Here is a 15,442-nt window from a genome sequence, read left to right as displayed (position 1 = left end):
TCGGGCTCGGTCCGGACCAAACTGAATCAGTTCGTCCGCTCGAGTAACCGCGCCGAAATCTCCCGTGCCTTGTCATGCAGACCGAGCGCCGCGAGGATCTTGATCAGATGCGCTGCGGCCCGCAAGGTCTCCGGGTGCCCGTCACCGAGAACGCTTCGGTAGCGTGCCAACGTGTTCTCCTGAAGTTCCCGAGCGCGATCGTCGTGGCCGAGTTGGTGCAGTGTCTCCGCCAGGTTGCGCGCCGCACGCAGGCTGTCGGGATGAGCCTCCCCAAGGAGCCGCACATACCGCCCGAGGATGTCCTCCTGCATTTGCCAGGTCAATTCATATCGGCCGGATAGGTACAGTGTCTCAGACAGACTGTTCGCCGAGTACAGGGTATAGGGGTGGTCCTCTCCCAGCACCCGGCGACGCCGAGCGAGAGTGTCCTCCTGCAACCGCCTGGCCTGCTCGTGCTGTCCAAGGTTGCGCATGTCGACCGCCAGATTGTTGGCCGAGCGCAGAGTGTCCGGGTGGTCCTCGCCGAGCACCCTCCGATACTGGGACAACGTCTGCTCGTGCAATTCCCGGGCGCGATCGAACTCGCCAATCTCACTCAGATCCACGGCCAGGTGGTTCGCCGAGTGCAACGTGTGTGGGTGATCGACACCTAAGGTTCTTCGGTAGCGTTGGAGAGTGTCCTCCTGCAGATCCCGTGCCTCATGATAACGACCAAGCATTCTTAGATTGATGGCGCAGCCATGAGCCAGTCGAAGAGTGTCGGGATGGTCATCACCCAACTCCCGACGGGAGAACATGAGGGTATCGTCATAGATCTTGCGGGCCTGTTCGTAACGGCCCTGCTCACGCAGCGCTCGGGCAAGGCATCGCCCTATCCACATGGTGTAAAAATCAGCTGGGCCAGCGGTCGCATGCCAGTTTTGGTAAAGGTCTTCCGCAAGTCGCCTGCTGGTGTCGGAGGCGCCCTGTTCAATGAGGTGATCTCAGCAAGGTTCGGCGGCCGAGTGGGGATGACACGGGCGTAACGTCCATACCGGACGGTGTTGGATATGGACGTGGAGCCATCGTTAGACAGGTTCTTGCGACAGAATCCAGTCTTCGAGAGGGCTCCACGTGATCGCCTATTCTGCCAGGCTCGACGTGCCCAGGGAACTCGTACAGCACGTGGCGCGGCTGCTTCGTGCCGAGCGTCGGGCGGTGGGCACCCGACCGGGAACCCGTGCGCTGACGTGCTTCTACCAGGCGATCCTGGTGCTGGTGTGGTTCTGCAAGGGTGAGGACAAGACCACCCTCGGGGCGGGGTTCGGGGTCTCGCGGGCTACCGCCTACCGGTACGTTGCCGAGGCCGTGCGGGTCCTGGCGGCGCAGACACCCACCCTGCACGACGCGCTGCGCCGGGTCGCAGGCGACGGCTGGTCGCACGTGATCCTCGACGGGAAGCTGTTCGACACCGACCGCCTCGCCGAGACCACCGTGAGCGTGAAAGGCGAGACGATCGACGCGTGGTACTCCGGGAAACACCGCGACTTCGGGGCGAACATTCAGGCGGTGATGCGCCCCGACGGGCTGCCGGTCTGAACCTCGGATGCGATGCCCGGGCATCTGCACGACCTGACCTGCGCCCAGCGTTTGGACGTCACCGGCGCCCTCTACTGGGCGGCCTCCGAACTGCGGCTGCCGACCCTGGCCGATTCAGGCTACGAAGGCGCTGGCCAGGGCATCCACACTCCGTACAAGCAGCCCGCCGACGGCCGACGGCTCGCCGTCGACAACCGGACCTACAACGCCGTCCTTCGATCCATGCGGTGCCTTGGAGAACGCGGCTTCGCGATCCTCGTCAGCCGCTGGCGGACCCTGCGTCACAGCACAGCCAGCCCACGCCAGGTCGGCGACATCGTCCGCGCCGCTCTCCACCTCACCCATTACGAATACCGATACCTACCGGATTCTTGTTGAGATCACGTCAATGAGGTACCAGGTGCCCGCGCAGGCGATTCTTTTGAGATTCGGGTCATCTGCCGTAGCCGGGTCGAGCGCCATCAAATGAGGGATCACGACCGCCCAATGTGGCCACACGCTCGGGTCCTCGGGATCGCCCGGATCCAGGCTGACCAGGATATCGCGAGCCCACTTCTGGACCAGCTCCACACGGTCCACAGGAATCTGGTGCCGGATGATGCTCTGCACCAGTCGGTGCAATCGAAGGCCGTCCCGACTAACGGTCGCCAGCCCAAATCGGTTAATGAGACCGACACTTCGCCGCACAGCCACCGGGCTTTCCACCGCAGCCGCGAGCGCGCCGAGTTCTCCGTCCAGGTTCTCACGCTGCGAGCGGACGTTCGACAGCCAGCGCACCGGTATGGCATCTGGGGCGAAGAACGCGCACACGCGCAGAATTCCCAGCGCCACGGGGTCGGATGCCGCGAGTTGAGTGGTGCTCAGCTCGATAGCGGCGGCCAGTGGTCGCGGGTAGTCGCCGGTCCCGCCTTCGCTGAGCACCGCTCCAGAGTGGTCGGAGAGCAGGTGAAGATACTCGTTGACGCTGGTGGCGGTCTCCGCGAGGAAGCCCGCCGCCTGGGCCAGCGCCAATGGCAGATCGCCCAGAGCGTGCGCAAGTTCCTCGGCCTCATCCGCATCGAGGTCGGAATGGTGATTGCGCAGCAGTGCGACGGCCTCCACGCGAGCCATGACATCCAGAGCTGCTTCATTTGGTTTGCGTGGGAAGTGCGCATGACCCAACCCGCCGACAGGTCGTCAGCATCAGAAGGAGCAAGACGCTCAAATCGGCTTTATCCGAAGGTTCGAGCTTCAGTTGGTCCCGTAAAGGAAGCAGCCCAGCGAGGCGTAGGAGTTGAAGATCAGGCCAGTCGACATTGTCGACTGGCCTGATCTTGCAAGGGGGGAGCCGAGGGGACTCGAACCCCCGACCCCCACACTGGCAGTGAGCGAAGCGGCATGCCGGGCCTCCCGAGGCGTGCCGTCAGATGCCGCACCTGCAGGTCAACGGTGGTCACCGGTCCGGGTCGGCAGACGCCGTGCCGGCCCGTCCCGGGTCATTCGTGAGACAGCTGTGAGAGATTTCGACGGGCAGTCCACCCCTACCGGAGCGCGCCCTACCCCTACGATCGGTCAGCTCACCAGCGGTAGGTAGCTCTCCGGACGCCAGCCGGCGATCACCTTGGTGAAGAGCGTTGCGCCGAGTCGGCGGTAGAACCGCTGCGCCGCCTCGTTGTCGGGCTTCACCTCCCATCGAATGGTGAGCCGGTCGGCCGCGGCGTACCGGGCGAGCGCGGTCATCAGTCGATGCCCCACACCGCCGTCCCGGCCTTCGGCGCGGACGTACAGGTCGTCCAGGGCGAAGATGTCCCCGCCGCTCCACAGGTGCAGCCGGCGCTGCGCGGAGACGTAGCCCAGGGATTCGCCGGCCCGCTCGGCCAGCAGGACCATGACGTCGGCGCGGCCGAGCAGCTCGCGCCACCCCTCGGCGGCAACGGTGACGTGCGCGCTGTCCCCCTCGTGGGCGGCCATCTCCCGGACCAGGGTGTCCACGAGCGGCGCGTCGTCCGGGCCGGCCCGGCGGATGTGGATGGTGTCGTTCAAGGTGCTCTCCTTCGGAATCGGTTGGCCGGACGGCACCGGGCGGGCTCGGCGCCGCCCGGAACGGGTCACGGGGTGCCGATGGCGGCGAGGACGTCCAGCCGGGCGGCGCGCCGGGCCGGCAGCAGCCCGGCGAGCAGGCCGGCGGCGAGGGCGACGGTCAGCACCACCAGCAGCCGGCCGGGCGGCACCGCGAGCACGGTCGGGGCGTCCCGTCCCAGCGCACGGACCGTGGCGGCCGCGAAGCCGACGCCCAGCGCGATCCCCAGGACACTCGCCAGCGCGGCGACGAGCACCGCCTCGCCCCGGATCATCCAGCCCAGCTGCCGGCGGGTCATCCCCACCGCCCGGAGCAGCCCGATCTCGGCGGTGCGCTCGGTGATGGACAGGGCGAGGGTGTTGGTGATGCCCAGCAGGGCGATCAGCACGGCCAGCATCAGCAGCACCGTCACAAGGCCGAGCACCTGGTCAATCATCTGGGTCCGGCCGGCGACCGCGGCGGCCTGGTCGCGCAGTTGCGCGGTCGGGGTGTCGGCCAGCGCCGTCCTGATCGCCTGCTCCGCGACGGCCCGGTCCGTCCCGTCGGCGGTCCGGATCAGCACGCTCGCGTCCATCTCCTCGCTGTAGAGCCGGGCGAAGGTGTCCAGGGAGATGAGGTAGTCGGTGGAGAGGGCTCGCGCGTCCCCGTCCCGGAGCAGGCCGACCACGGGAAGGCGCTGGGTACCGGGGCGAGAGAACGTCATCGGCAGCTCGTCCCCGACGGCCAGGCCCCGGTCCCGGGCCACGTGCTCCGCCAGCACGATCCCTCCGCCGGTCAGCGCCGCCAGGTTGCCGGCGGTGACGTGCAGGGACGCCACCCGAGGCAGCGTCGCCGGGTCCACGGCGGTGAGGGCCTGGGTGACCTCCCCGTCGCGCCAGTGGCCGTACTGCAGCCGGGACGCGACCGCGACCTCGGGCAACCGGCTGACCCGGTCGTACACGGCGGGCGAGAGGCCACCGAGCATCTCGTTGCGGGCGCTTTCCACCACGTGGTCGGCGGTGATGACCTCGGCGTACGACCGCCGGACCGAGCTCTTCACCGAGGTGCCGAGGACGGCCATGAAGCTGATCAACGCGAGCCCGAGGGCCAGCGCCAGCGCGGTCGTCGCGGTCCGCCGCGGGGTGCGGGCCGCCGAATCGGTGGCCAGGCGGCCGGTCACCCCGACCGCGGCCAGCGGCCGGCCGACGAGGCGTACCAGGACCGGGGTGATGGCCGGCCCGAGCAGCGCGAGCCCGCCGACGACGCCCAGCGCGGCCGCGCCAAGCAGCGGGACCGGCGCGTCCGCGGCGAGCACCGCCGCGGACGCGGCCAGACCCCCTGCGGCGGCCAGCGCACCGGCGACCATCCGGACCCGCCCGGTGCGGGCGGCGGCGGCCTCGCGCAGCGCCGCCACCGGCGCCACCGCCGCCGCGCGCCGCGCCGGGCCGACCGCCGAGCCGACCGTGACGAGGACGCCGACCGCGAACGCCACCAGCACGGTACGGGCGGTCAGCACGAGCTCGCCCTCCGGCAGCGGTACGCCGAACGCCCCGGCCAGATCCCGGATGCCGGCGGCCGCGGCGACGCCGAGCCCGAGCCCGACGGCCGAGGCGGCGAGCCCGACCAGCAGCGCCTCGCCGAGGACCGAGCGCAGCACCTGCCCGCCGGTCGCACCGGCGGCCCGGAGCAGGGAAAGTTCCCGGGTCCGCTGGGTGATGACGATGGAGAACGTGTTGGCGATCAGGAATGCGCCCACCAGCAGAGCGGCCGCCGCCAGAGCGAGCAGCACCGTCTGCAGCCAGCTGAGCTGGTCTCGGGCGGCCGCCGCGCCGGCGGCCGCGATGTCCCGGCTCGGGGCGACCTCGTAACCGGCACCGACCGCGGCGGTGATCCCGTTCCGCAGGTCCTCCGGAGCGACGTCGGGCGCGGCCACGACGGCCACCTCGGAGACGTCGGAGCCGAGCCGCAGCAGGCGCTGCGCCGACGGGAGGGTGACCAGGGCGACGGTGCTGTTCGGCAGGCCGCCCAGGGCACCGAACCCGGCCAGTCCGACCACCCGCAGCCGGGCGGTCTCGGTCGCCCGGACGGTGACGGTGTCGCCGAGCCCGATGTGGTGAACGCGGGCGGTGGCCTCGTCGATCACCACCTCGTCGTCGGCCGCCGGGGGCCGGCCGCTGCGGACGGTGAACGCACCCACGGGCGCCGGCAGCCACGAGGACAGCACGGACGCGCCGCTCGGCACGATCGGCTCGCCATCCACCTCGAGCAGGCCCTGGCCGCGGACCAGCGGCCGGGCTGCGGCCACGCCGGGCACCGCGCCGATCCGGTCCGGCAGGCCCGCCGGCAGCGGGTCCCGGGCGACCTCGACCCCCATCCCGGAGTCGAAGGCGACCGCGTCCCGCACGGTCAGGTCGACGCCGGCGGTCGCGGTGCGGAACTGGTCGTCCAGCAGCTGGCCGGAGGTGTCAGTGAGGATCAGGCCGCCGGTGGCGAAGGTGACGCCGAGGACGACCGCGAGCAGGGTCAGCGCCAGCCGGGTCCGGCGGGCGAGGGTGGTACGCAGGGTCAGGCGCCACATGTCAGTTCGCTCCGGTGGCTGCGGGCGCGGCCAGGCGCGCCATGCGGGACAGGATGGCCGGCGCTGTCGGGGCGTCGAGTTCGCCGTCGATCCGGCCGTCGGCGAGGAACACCACTCGGTCGGCGTACGCGGCGGCGTGCGGGTCGTGGGTGACCATGACGATGGTCTGTCCGAGCTCGTCGACGGCCTGCCGCAGGAAGCGGAGCAGCGCCTCGGCCGCCTGCGAGTCGAGATTGCCGGTCGGCTCGTCGGCGAAGACGATCTCCGGGTTGGTGACCAGCGCGCGGGCCATCGCGACCCGCTGCTGCTGGCCGCCGGAGAGTTCCCCGGGCCGGTGCCGTAACCGGTCCGTCAGGCCGAGCGTGGCGACAAGGTGGGCCAGGCGCTCGGGGTCGGGCCGGCGGCCCGCGAGGGTGAGCGGCAGGAGGATGTTCTCCCGCGCGGTCAGGGTCGGCACCAGGTTGAAGGCCTGGAACACGAAGCCGATCCGGTCCCGGCGCAGCAGGGTGCGCTGCCGCTCGGTCAGCTGGCCGAGGTCGGTCCCGCCGAGCAGGATCTGCCCGGCGTCGACGGTGTCGAGCCCGGCCAGCGCGTGCATGAGCGTGGACTTGCCGGAGCCGGACGGACCCATGATCGCAGTGAATCGGCCGGCCGGGATGAGCAGAGTGGCGCCGTCGAGGGCGCGGACGGCGGCGTCGCCGCGACCGTAGCAGCGGACGACGTCTCGGGCCTGCACGGCGACGGTGGTGGTGGGTGCGGGGGCGGTGCTCGTGGTCATCGGGAATCTCCTGGCGGATGCGTCGGGGGCGGGTGGCTCAGCGGGCGGTGCAGCGGGGCAGCGGGGCGCGGGTCGCGCGTACCGTCGCGGCGTGCCTTTCCCGGCGCAGCTGGCGTACCAGCTCGGCGTGCTCCAGCCGAGACAGCTCAGCGGTGAGCAAATGGTTCATGTTGACTCCTCGATCAGGTTCCGATCTGTGACACGAGGAGAGTCGCTGGCCGTGCTGTCCGGGCGCTGGCTGGTCACCGCGTGGGGCGGACAGCGGGTGGACAGACCGCCGCCAGCGATGGCGATCAGGCTGGCGGCATGATGGAACGGAAAGACCCGACGGAACCCGCCGCGGACACGACGCGGGTGGTGACGGTGGGCCTGCCGCCCGGGATGTGCCGGCGGTGCGTACGCGTGCTCAGCCGGCGGGTCAGTGACCTGCCCGGGGTGGTGTCGCTGGAGTTCGACGTGGCCGCCGGCGTGCTGCGCGTGGGCGGGAGGGTGAATCCGGCGGTCCTGCGCCGGGCCGGCCTGGTGCCCTGCCCAAACGACCCGGACTGCCGCCGCCTCGGTTAGCGGCCCGCCACCAGGTCGGCGGCGGCCCGCCGGGCCGCCTCAGCCTCCCGGGGCCGGCCCGCGGCGGCGGCCGCGGCGGCGGTCAGCGACCAGAGCCGGTGCCGCGCCCACGGGAACTCCCGCTCTTGGAGCAGCTCCACGGCTCGGCGGCACTCGTCCGCCGCGCCGGTCGCGTTGCCGTCGGCGTACGCGATCCGGGCCCGTCCCCATGCGGCCCAGGCCTGGCACCGCGGGTTGCCGCTGCGGCGGGCGGTCTCGTCCGCCTTGGCGAGCATGGCCGGCACGCCCTCGACCTCACCTCGGTCCAATCGGGTGTGCGCGAGCTGCACGAGGGTGAAGGCGATCGAATGCGGGGAGTGGTTGATCCGGGTCTCGCCCACCGCCTCCTCGAGCGTGGCGATCGCCTCGTCGGGGCGGCCGGCCTCACGTAGCGCGATGCCGAGGTGCGCCAGGATCCCGGCGGGCAGGAGGCGGTCCCCCGCCTCACGGGTCCATTCGAGGCTGCGGACCCACCGTTCGGCGGACCGCTCGAAGTCGCCGGTCCGCAGATCCAGCAGCGCTTCGACGTAGCAGACCGTGCCGTGCCACCACGGGTCGTCGGTGTCGCCCCGCTCACGACAGGCCTGGGCCACCATCGCCCGGTACCGGTCCGCGTCGCCGTCATACTGGCCCTCCCAGGCGACGACGAGCCGCGAGGTCGCGGTGTTGACGGTGTCGCCCAGGCACTCGAACTCCACCAGGCTCTCCCGGGCCGCGGCCCGGGTCTGCGCGGTGGGGTAGTAGACGCCGAGCAGGCCGATCCGCTGCAGGGCGGCGGCCCGGGCGGCCGGGGCGGGCTCGCCGGCGGCGAGCAGCGCGGTCAGGGCGCGGATCCCCTCGTAACGCGGCCCGTAGTTCCAGAACAGGAAGAGGGCGTCCGCCAGCCGCAGGCCGACTCCGATGCCGTCCGCGCGTTCCAGGCAACGGTCCACGGCGGCCCGGAAGTTGTCGTGCTCGTCCGTCAGGCGCGCCCAGGCGTCGGCGTCCGTCCGCGCGTATGGGCCGTGCCGTTCAGCCAGCTCGGTGAAATGCCCGAGGTGCCGGTCGCGGGCGGTCTCCGTCTCGCCGGCCTCGGCGAGACGGGCGGCGGCGTACTCCCGGATCGTGACCAGCAGCCGGAACCGCCCGGTGGTCGGGTCCGGCACCACCAGGGACCGGTCGACCAGGCGGAAGAGCAGGTCGAGGACCTCGTCCGCGGCCAGGCCGTCGAACGCGCAGATCTGCTCGGCGGCGGCGAGGTCCCAGCCACCGAGGAACACCGTCAGCCGGCGCAGCAGCCGTCGCTCGGCCTCGGACAGCAGGTCGTGGCTCCAGTCGAGGGTGGCCCGCAGCGTGCGGTGCCGGACCTCGCTGGTCCGCGCTCCCGCCGTGAGCAGCGCGAACCGGTCGTGCAGCCGGGCCGCGATCTCTCCCGGCGGCAGCGCCTTCACCCGCGCGGCCGCCAGCTCGATGGCCAACGGCATGCCGTCGAGCTGCCGGCAGATGTCCGCCACCACTGGCGCGGTCGTCTCGTCGAGGACGAAGCCGGGGCGCACCGCCCGCGCGCGATCGACGAAGAGGGCCACCGCCGGGCTGTCGCCGAGTCGTGCGAGATCAGCCGGCCCGTCGGGTACGCCCAGCGGCGCGACCGCGAACTGGGTCTCGCCGGGTACGGCCAGCGCCTCCCGGCTGGTGGTCAGCACGGTCACCGCCGGGCAGGCCGCGACGAGTTGCTCGACCAGTTCGGCCGCCTCGTCGATGACGTGCTCGCAGTTGTCGACCACGAGCAGCGCGCGGTCGGCGCCGAGCCAGGCGACCAACGCGGCGGTCGCGGCCGGGCCCGGCCCACCGGCGGCCACGCCGAGCTGACTGGCGACCGCCTCGGAAAGGTCGGTGCCGCTCGGCAGGGCGGCCAGGCGGACCAGATGCATCCGGTCAGCCAGGGCGTCGTCGGCGTGGCGTACCGCCTCGAGGGCGAGGGTGGTCTTGCCCACGCCGCCCGGTCCGGTCAGCGTCACCACCCGTGCCTCGCGCAGCCGGTCGAGCACGCGGTGCACGTCGTCCTGGCGGCCGATGACCGAGGCGAGCCGGCGCGGCAGGTCGCCGCGCTGCGGTGCCCGGTTGGCGGGGGTCGGGGCGGGTGCCGCCGGGGGCCGGTCGGCCGGCCGAGCCGGGGGCGGGGCGGCTGCTGTCGGAGTTGCCGGGGCAGGCACCTGCTGGCGCAGGATCGCCTCGGCGAGCGCCTGGAGTTCGGGGGCCGGGTCGATGCCCAGCTCGTCGGCGAGGTGGTGCCGCAGCGCGTGGTACGCGGTGATCGCGTCCGCCTGCCGCCCGCCCCGGTAGAGCGCCAGCATCAGCAGCCGGTGCAGCCGCTCGCGCAGCGGGTGGGCGGCGACCAGGCGTTCCAGGTCGGCGACCGCCTCGGCCTGCCGGCCGGCCTCCAGCAGCAGTTCCAGCCGGTCCTCCACCGCGCCGAGCCGCAGTTCCGCCAGGCGGGCGGCCTCGGCGAGGGCCCACTCGGCATCGCCGAGGTCGGCCAGGGCCGATCCCCGCCACAGCCGCAGCGCCTCGTCGTAGCGAGCCAGCGCCGCGGCCGGTCCGTCGCCGGTGGTCGCGTCGCGGGCCCGTTCCAGCAGCCGTTCGAAGCGGTACGCGTCCACCGCGTTCGGGGCGACGGCGAGCTGGTAGCCGGGGGCGCGGGTGATCAGCAGGTCGCCGCCGGCCCCGGCGGCCACCAGGGCCCGGCGCAGCTTCGACACCCGCAGCTGCAGCGCGTTGGTGGCGTCGGCCGGAGGGTGGTCGCCCCAGAGCGCGTCGATCAGTGCGTCCGCGGAGACCACCCGGCCCGCGGCGAGGACCAGCCGGGCGAGCAAGGCGCGGACCGCCGGGGCGAGGGGCGTGGCGGGGCGGCCGGCCACCTGGAGCTCGACGGTGCCGAGCACGTTGAAGCTCACCGTGGTGTGCCCGCTGTCCCGGCTCATCGCACTCCCGTCCGCTGCGGCGTCGACCCAGGGGCCCGCCCCGGTCGCCCGGCGGCCGCCCGGGCGGGCACATGGTACGTCCCGACGGGCGCTCGAAACGATCATCCGAACGGCGGTGAGCTGCTCCGATCAGGCCGGGACGGCCGGCGCCGGTCGGGCTGGTGCCGCCAGCCGCTCCTGCGCCAACCGGCCCGCCAGCGCCTCGGCGTCCCGGCCCACCCAGCCCAGCACCGCCGAGCCGCGGGCGCGCTGCCACGGCAGGCCGAGGAAGTACAGCCCGGTCCGGTCCGTCACGCCCGCCCGCTGCACCGGCGCGCCGGACGCGTCCAGCACCGGCACCTCCAGCCACGGGTAGTGCGGGCGGAAGCCGGTGGCCCAGACCACCGCGTCCACCCGGCGCCGCCCGCCGTCGGCCAGCAGCAGCTCGTCACCGGCGGCGTCGACCACCCGGCCGACCCGGTCGACCCGGCGCAGCAACCCGGCGACGTCGGTACCGATGACCGGGTTGCGGGCCGCTGTCCGGCGGCCCAGCCGGCTCTCGGCGCTCAGCCGCATGGTGCCCAGCCGGGAAAACCACCAGAAGATGTCCCGGCCCAGCCAGCGCTGCGGCAGCACCGGGCCGAGGGTCGGCGCGGCGAGCACCACCCGGCGGCCGTCGTCGGCGAGTTCGGCGGCAATCTGTACGCCGGTGTTGCCCCCGCCAGCCACCAGGACGTCGTGCCCCGGCAGCTGGTCGGGCCGGCGGTACCGGCTGCTGTGCAGCTGCGCGACCCGCGGCGAGAGCTTCCCGGCCACGTCGGGGATCCGGGGCGTGTGGTACGCCCCGGCGGCGACCACCACGCGCGGGGCGTACAGGGTTCCGGTCGACGTGTCGACGGTGAAGCCGCCCGCCGCGCCGGGACGGACCGAGGTGACCCGGCAGCCGAGCCGCACCGGCAGGTCAAAAAGCGCGGCGTACGCGGCCAGGTAGTCGGCCACCTCGTCCTTGCCGGGGTGCCCGTCCGGGTCGCCGGGGAACGGCAGGCCCGGCAGGGCGGAGAATCGGCGCGGGGTGAACAGGGTCAGCGAGTCCCACCGGTGCCGCCAGGCGTCGCCCACCCGGGCATGCACGTCGAGGATCGTGAAGGGCAGGCCGGCGCGGCGCAGGTGGTAACCGAGCGCCAGCCCGGCCTGACCGCCGCCGACGATCACGGTGTCCAGGTCCATCGGTCCGTCTCCTCTCGTACGAGTCAGGCGACCTGGTGACCGGCTTCGCCGATGGCGGCCCGGACGGCGGCCTCGTCGGCGTCGCCGTCGACCCGGACCGTACGGGTCACCAGGTCCACCGCCACGGCGCGGACGCCGGCGACCAGACCGACCTCCTCCTGGATCGCCTCGACGCAGCGGCCGCAGCTGATGTTCGGCACGGAGAGAACGAGCTCGTTCACGATGCGCTCCTTCGTTCGGCGGGCCGCCCCGTGGCGGCCCGGCTGCTCGAACCGTGCCGGGGAGCCCTGTCCGCGTCCTGTCGCGTACGCGAGGAGCGGCCGACGGGTCGAGGACAGCGGGCGGACAGCGGCGGCCGGGAACGTGGCGTCACCGGCCCACGACGACGGCCGGACCAGCCAGGGCGCCTGCGACGCCCGGTACGAGAGGAGCAGTGCGATGACGACACCTACGGTCGTCTCCGGCACGTTGGGCATCGGCGGGATGACCTGTGCGTCCTGTGTCCGGCGGGTGGAGCGGGCGCTGAGCCGGGTCGAGGGCGTGGACCGGGCCGAGGTCAACCTGGCGACCGAGACGGCGACCGTGGTCTACGACCCGGCCCGGGTGAGCCGGCCGGCCCTGACCACGGCGGTGGAGCGGGCCGGCTACACGGCCACCATCCACGCCGACGAGCTGGCTCGTCGGGACGCCCCGACGCCCGCCGCTGCAGACGAGGACGGCGAGCGGGCCCGGGCCGAGGAGCGCGAGGTCACCCGGCTCAGGCGGATCTGGCAGCTCACCCTGGCCACCGGGCTGTCCATGATGGTGCTGATGTACCTGCCGCTGTCCATCGACGCGATGGACTGGCTGATGCCGGCGCTGCTGGTCGTCGCGAGCGTGGTGCAGTTCGGGGCGGGCCGGCCCTTCTACCGGGCGGCCTGGGCGGCGGCCCGGCACGGCGGTGTCAACATGCACACCCTGGTGGCCCTGGGCACCACGGCCGCGTACGCCTACAGCGCCTTCGTCACGCTCTGGCCGGCGGTGGCCGAACGGCTCGGCCTGCCGCTGCACGTCTACTTCGAGATCTCCGTGGTGGTCATCGCGCTGGTGCTGACCGGGCGCTGGATGGAGGCCCGGGCGCGACGGCAGACCGGCGCGGCAATCGGGGCGCTGCTCGGGCTGCGCCCGCGCACCGCCCGGGTGCTGCGCGATGGCGTCGAGACCGAGGTGCCGGTGGATGCGGTGCTGGTCGGCGATCTGGTCCGGGTGCGCCCCGGCGAGAAGGTGCCGGTGGACGGCACGGTCACCGAGGGCACCTCCACGATGGACGAGAGCATGCTGACCGGCGAGAGCATGCCGGTGTCGAAGACGACCGGGGACGTGCTCATCGGCTCGACCGTCAACCGGACCGGCTCGGTGGTGTTCCGGGCCACCGCGGTGGGCCAGGACACCACCCTCGCCCAGATCGTCCGCCTGGTCCGCGAGGCGCAGGGCGCCAAGGCGCCGATGCAGCGGCTGGTCGACACGGTCTCCGGCTGGTTCGTCCCGGCCGTGATCGGGTTGGCCCTGCTCACCTTCGGCGTCTGGGCGGTCGCCGGGCCGGCCGACGGGCGGCTGACCCTCGGCATCGGCACCGCGATCGCGGTGCTCATCATCGCCTGCCCCTGCGCGCTGGGCCTGGCCACCCCGACCGCGATCATGGTCGGCACCGGCAAGGCCGCCGAGCTGGGCATCCTCATCTCCGGCGGCGACGCGCTGGAGCAGGCCCGGCGGATCACCACGGTGGTGCTGGACAAGACCGGCACCCTCACCCGCGGCCGTCCCGACGTCACCGCGGTGCACGCCGTCGACGACGTCGACGCCGACCAGTTGCTGACCTACGCGGCGGCGGCCGAAACCGGCTCGGAGCACCCGCTCGGCGAGGCGATCGTCCGGTACGCCCGCGCCCGCGGCCACGCCGCACCGGCGGCGGAGTCCTTCGCGGCGGTGCCCGGGCACGGCGTCGAGGCGCGGGTCGACGGCCGCACCGTGCTCATCGGCAACGCCGCCCTGATGCGCCGCCACGGCGTCGACGTCGCCGTCCTGTCGAGCGAGGTCACCGCCGTCGCCGCCGCTGGTGGCACCCCCGTGTACGTCGCGCTCGACGGCCGGCTCGGCGGCGTCGTCGGGGTCGCCGACACCCTGCGGCCCGAGTCCGTCGAGGCGGTGACCCAACTGCGGGCGCTGAGCCTGGAGGTGTGGATGCTGACCGGCGACAACCGGGTCACCGCCGAGGTGATCGCCCGCGAGGTGGGCATCGACAACGTGATCGCCGACGTCCGGCCCGAGGACAAGGCCGCCCGAGTCGCCGCCCTGCAGGAGCGCGGCGCGGTGGTGGCCATGGTCGGCGACGGCATCAACGACGCGCCGGCGCTGGCCCGCGCGGACCTCGGCATCGCCATCGGCACCGGCACCGACGTGGCGATCGCCGCCTCCGACATCACCCTGGTCGGCGGGGACCTGCGCGGCATCGTCTCGGCCATCGCGTTGTCCCGGCGTACGGTCACCACCATCAAGCAGGGCCTGGGCTGGGCGTTCGGCTACAACATCCTGCTCATCCCGGTGGCCGCCGGGGTGCTCTACCCGGCCTGGGGCATCCTGCTGGACCCGTCCCTCGCGGCCGCCGTGATGGCGATGAGCTCGGTCAGCGTGGTCACCAACGCGCTGCGGCTGCGCCGCTTCCGCCGGCCGCAGACGGCCGCCGCGCTGCGACCCCGCCTGAGCGACCGGCTCGGCGAGTGGGCGTATCTGACCGGGGTGGCTGTGCTCGCGCTCGCCGTAGGCGCCGGCTTCACCGCGCTGAGCCGCACCGACACCGCCGCCCGCGGCATGAACGGGGTGCTGGCCTGGACCCAGGGCACCGGCATGCCGATGCGGCCGGCGATGAGCACCATGATGGCCGCCGAGACCGAACCGGTGCACGCCGAGGACGCCGGCGTCCGGGTCGACATCCGGCTGCCTGCCGACGTGGTGCCCGGCCGGCAGACCACGGTGCGGATCAGGGTCACCGACGCCGAAACCGGCCGCCCGATCCGCGACGTAGGACGCAGCCACGAGGCCTGGATGCACCTGATCGCCGTCCGCGACGACCTGGCCAGCTTCGCCCACGTCCACCCCGAGCCGGCGGGCCCGCCCGGCGAGTTCGCCGTGACCCTCACCTTCCCGACCCCCGGCCGATACGTCGTGAACACCGAGTTTCGGCGCAAGGGCGAGCTGACCGACGTGCTGGAGCAGCACGAGGTGGCGGTCGGCGACCCGGCCCAGGTCATCCACCAGCCACCGGCGGTGTCCGGGCGGCAGCAGGTCGTCGACGGCGTGCGGGTGACCCTCGACGGGACCGCGAAGGTCGGCGGCAGCCGGTTCACCTACCGCTTCGCCGACGCGGCCACCGGCCGGCCGCTGACCGGGCTGCGGCCGTACCTCGCCGCCGCCGGGCACGTGGTGATCATGTCGGCCGCGGGCGACAGCTTCGCCCACGAGCACGCCGAGACCGAGGACGCCGACGGCCGGCCCGTCTTCGCCCTGCCTGGCCAGACCTACGGGCCGGAGCTCGACCTGCACGCCGAATTTCCCCGCCCGGGCCGCTACCGGCTCTGGGGCCAGTTCCGCCTCGCCGACGGCCACGTGATCACCGTCCCGTTCACCGTCGACGCCCGCTGATCGTCCCGCCGCACCTCAGGAAG

General features: G+C 73.0%; 14 protein-coding genes. 5 read left to right on the top strand and 9 right to left on the bottom strand.

Translation table 11 applies throughout. The annotated features are described in order from the left end of the window. Window positions 1–26: 26 nt before the first annotated feature. A complete protein-coding gene (locus tag OG811_RS15895) occupies window positions 27–851 on the bottom strand; it encodes a tetratricopeptide repeat protein (RefSeq protein WP_406075756.1) in 825 nt (274 codons plus the stop codon). On the opposite strand from OG811_RS15895, the gene OG811_RS15890 reads away from it, so the two are divergent. The 3 genes from OG811_RS15890 (at window position 741) to OG811_RS15880 (ending at window position 1,956) form a co-directional block, all read left to right on the top strand. Then, the gene (locus OG811_RS15890; protein WP_406076029.1) at window positions 741–1,025 is read left to right on the top strand and encodes a hypothetical protein; all 285 of its coding nucleotides are present in this window, start codon (window positions 741–743) and stop codon (window positions 1,023–1,025) included. The genes OG811_RS15895 and OG811_RS15890 overlap by 111 nt on opposite strands. 88 nt (window positions 1,026–1,113) lie before the next feature. Then, the gene (locus OG811_RS15885; RefSeq protein ID WP_406075256.1) at window positions 1,114–1,578 is read left to right on the top strand and encodes a transposase family protein; all 465 of its coding nucleotides are present in this window, start codon (window positions 1,114–1,116) and stop codon (window positions 1,576–1,578) included. Window positions 1,579–1,590: 12 nt separating this feature from the next. Continuing rightward, complete coding sequence (locus OG811_RS15880) at window positions 1,591–1,956, top strand: transposase family protein (protein WP_406075254.1); 366 nt, start codon at window positions 1,591–1,593, stop codon at window positions 1,954–1,956. Here the strand turns inward: OG811_RS15880 and OG811_RS15875 are convergent. The 5 genes from OG811_RS15875 to OG811_RS15855 form a co-directional block, all read right to left on the bottom strand. Continuing rightward, the gene (locus OG811_RS15875) at window positions 1,939–2,679 is read right to left on the bottom strand and encodes a hypothetical protein (protein WP_406075252.1); all 741 of its coding nucleotides are present in this window, start codon (window positions 2,677–2,679) and stop codon (window positions 1,939–1,941) included. The genes OG811_RS15880 and OG811_RS15875 overlap by 18 nt on opposite strands. A 450-nt stretch (window positions 2,680–3,129) precedes the next feature. Next, on the bottom strand, window positions 3,130–3,600 hold the full coding sequence (locus OG811_RS15870) for a GNAT family N-acetyltransferase (RefSeq protein WP_406075250.1): 471 nt from the start codon (window positions 3,598–3,600) through the stop codon (window positions 3,130–3,132). A 65-nt stretch (window positions 3,601–3,665) separates the two neighbouring features. Next, the gene (locus OG811_RS15865) at window positions 3,666–6,194 is read right to left on the bottom strand and encodes an FtsX-like permease family protein (protein ID WP_406075249.1); all 2,529 of its coding nucleotides are present in this window, start codon (window positions 6,192–6,194) and stop codon (window positions 3,666–3,668) included. A gap of 1 nt (window position 6,195) precedes the next feature. After that, entirely contained in the window at window positions 6,196–6,972 is a 777-nt protein-coding gene (locus tag OG811_RS15860; protein ID WP_406075247.1) for an ABC transporter ATP-binding protein, read from the bottom strand. A gap of 37 nt (window positions 6,973–7,009) precedes the next feature. Further along, window positions 7,010–7,141: a hypothetical protein gene (locus OG811_RS15855; protein ID WP_406075245.1), complete on the bottom strand. Its 132-nt coding sequence runs from the start codon at window positions 7,139–7,141 to the stop codon at window positions 7,010–7,012. A gap of 137 nt (window positions 7,142–7,278) precedes the next feature. Between OG811_RS15855 and OG811_RS15850 the strand changes: the two genes are divergently transcribed. Beyond that, complete coding sequence (locus OG811_RS15850; protein ID WP_406075243.1) at window positions 7,279–7,536, top strand: hypothetical protein; 258 nt, start codon at window positions 7,279–7,281, stop codon at window positions 7,534–7,536. Here OG811_RS15850 and OG811_RS15845 read toward each other — a convergent pair. The 3 genes from OG811_RS15845 to OG811_RS15835 form a co-directional block, all read right to left on the bottom strand. Then, entirely contained in the window at window positions 7,533–10,535 is a 3,003-nt protein-coding gene (locus OG811_RS15845; RefSeq protein ID WP_406075242.1) for an AfsR/SARP family transcriptional regulator, read from the bottom strand. The two genes, OG811_RS15850 and OG811_RS15845, sit on opposite strands and share 4 nt — an antisense overlap. A gap of 129 nt (window positions 10,536–10,664) precedes the next feature. Beyond that, complete coding sequence (locus OG811_RS15840) at window positions 10,665–11,741, bottom strand: flavin-containing monooxygenase (RefSeq protein ID WP_406075241.1); 1,077 nt, start codon at window positions 11,739–11,741, stop codon at window positions 10,665–10,667. Window positions 11,742–11,764: 23 nt separating this feature from the next. Then, window positions 11,765–11,962, bottom strand: a complete 198-nt coding sequence (locus OG811_RS15835) for a heavy-metal-associated domain-containing protein (protein WP_406075239.1) — start codon at window positions 11,960–11,962, stop codon at window positions 11,765–11,767. A 217-nt stretch (window positions 11,963–12,179) separates the two neighbouring features. Between OG811_RS15835 and OG811_RS15830 the strand changes: the two genes are divergently transcribed. Further along, entirely contained in the window at window positions 12,180–15,419 is a 3,240-nt protein-coding gene (locus tag OG811_RS15830; protein ID WP_406075237.1) for a heavy metal translocating P-type ATPase, read from the top strand. Window positions 15,420–15,442 lie beyond the last annotated feature (23 nt).

It is taken from the genome of Micromonospora sp. NBC_01638 (assembly GCF_045209745.1).
Classification (GTDB): Bacteria; Actinomycetota; Actinomycetes; order Mycobacteriales; family Micromonosporaceae; genus Micromonospora.
This window is presented reverse-complemented; position numbering and strand designations above follow the sequence as displayed.

What these genes read in the sequence shown, in the direction of transcription:
- OG811_RS15890 (WP_406076029.1), top strand. Translation starts at nt 741, where the DNA reads ATGAGCCAGTCGAAGAGTGTCGGGATGGTCATCACCCAACTCCCGACG.
- OG811_RS15880 (WP_406075254.1), top strand. Translation starts at nt 1,591, where the DNA reads ATGCCCGGGCATCTGCACGACCTGACCTGCGCCCAGCGTTTGGACGTC.
- OG811_RS15865 (WP_406075249.1), bottom strand. Translation starts at nt 6,194, where the DNA reads ATGTGGCGCCTGACCCTGCGTACCACCCTCGCCCGCCGGACCCGGCTG.
- OG811_RS15860 (WP_406075247.1), bottom strand. Translation starts at nt 6,972, where the DNA reads ATGACCACGAGCACCGCCCCCGCACCCACCACCACCGTCGCCGTGCAG.
- OG811_RS15855 (WP_406075245.1), bottom strand. Translation starts at nt 7,141, where the DNA reads ATGAACCATTTGCTCACCGCTGAGCTGTCTCGGCTGGAGCACGCCGAG.
- OG811_RS15850 (WP_406075243.1), top strand. Translation starts at nt 7,279, where the DNA reads ATGATGGAACGGAAAGACCCGACGGAACCCGCCGCGGACACGACGCGG.
- OG811_RS15845 (WP_406075242.1), bottom strand. Translation starts at nt 10,535, where the DNA reads ATGAGCCGGGACAGCGGGCACACCACGGTGAGCTTCAACGTGCTCGGC.
- OG811_RS15840 (WP_406075241.1), bottom strand. Translation starts at nt 11,741, where the DNA reads ATGGACCTGGACACCGTGATCGTCGGCGGCGGTCAGGCCGGGCTGGCG.
- OG811_RS15830 (WP_406075237.1), top strand. Translation starts at nt 12,180, where the DNA reads ATGACGACACCTACGGTCGTCTCCGGCACGTTGGGCATCGGCGGGATG.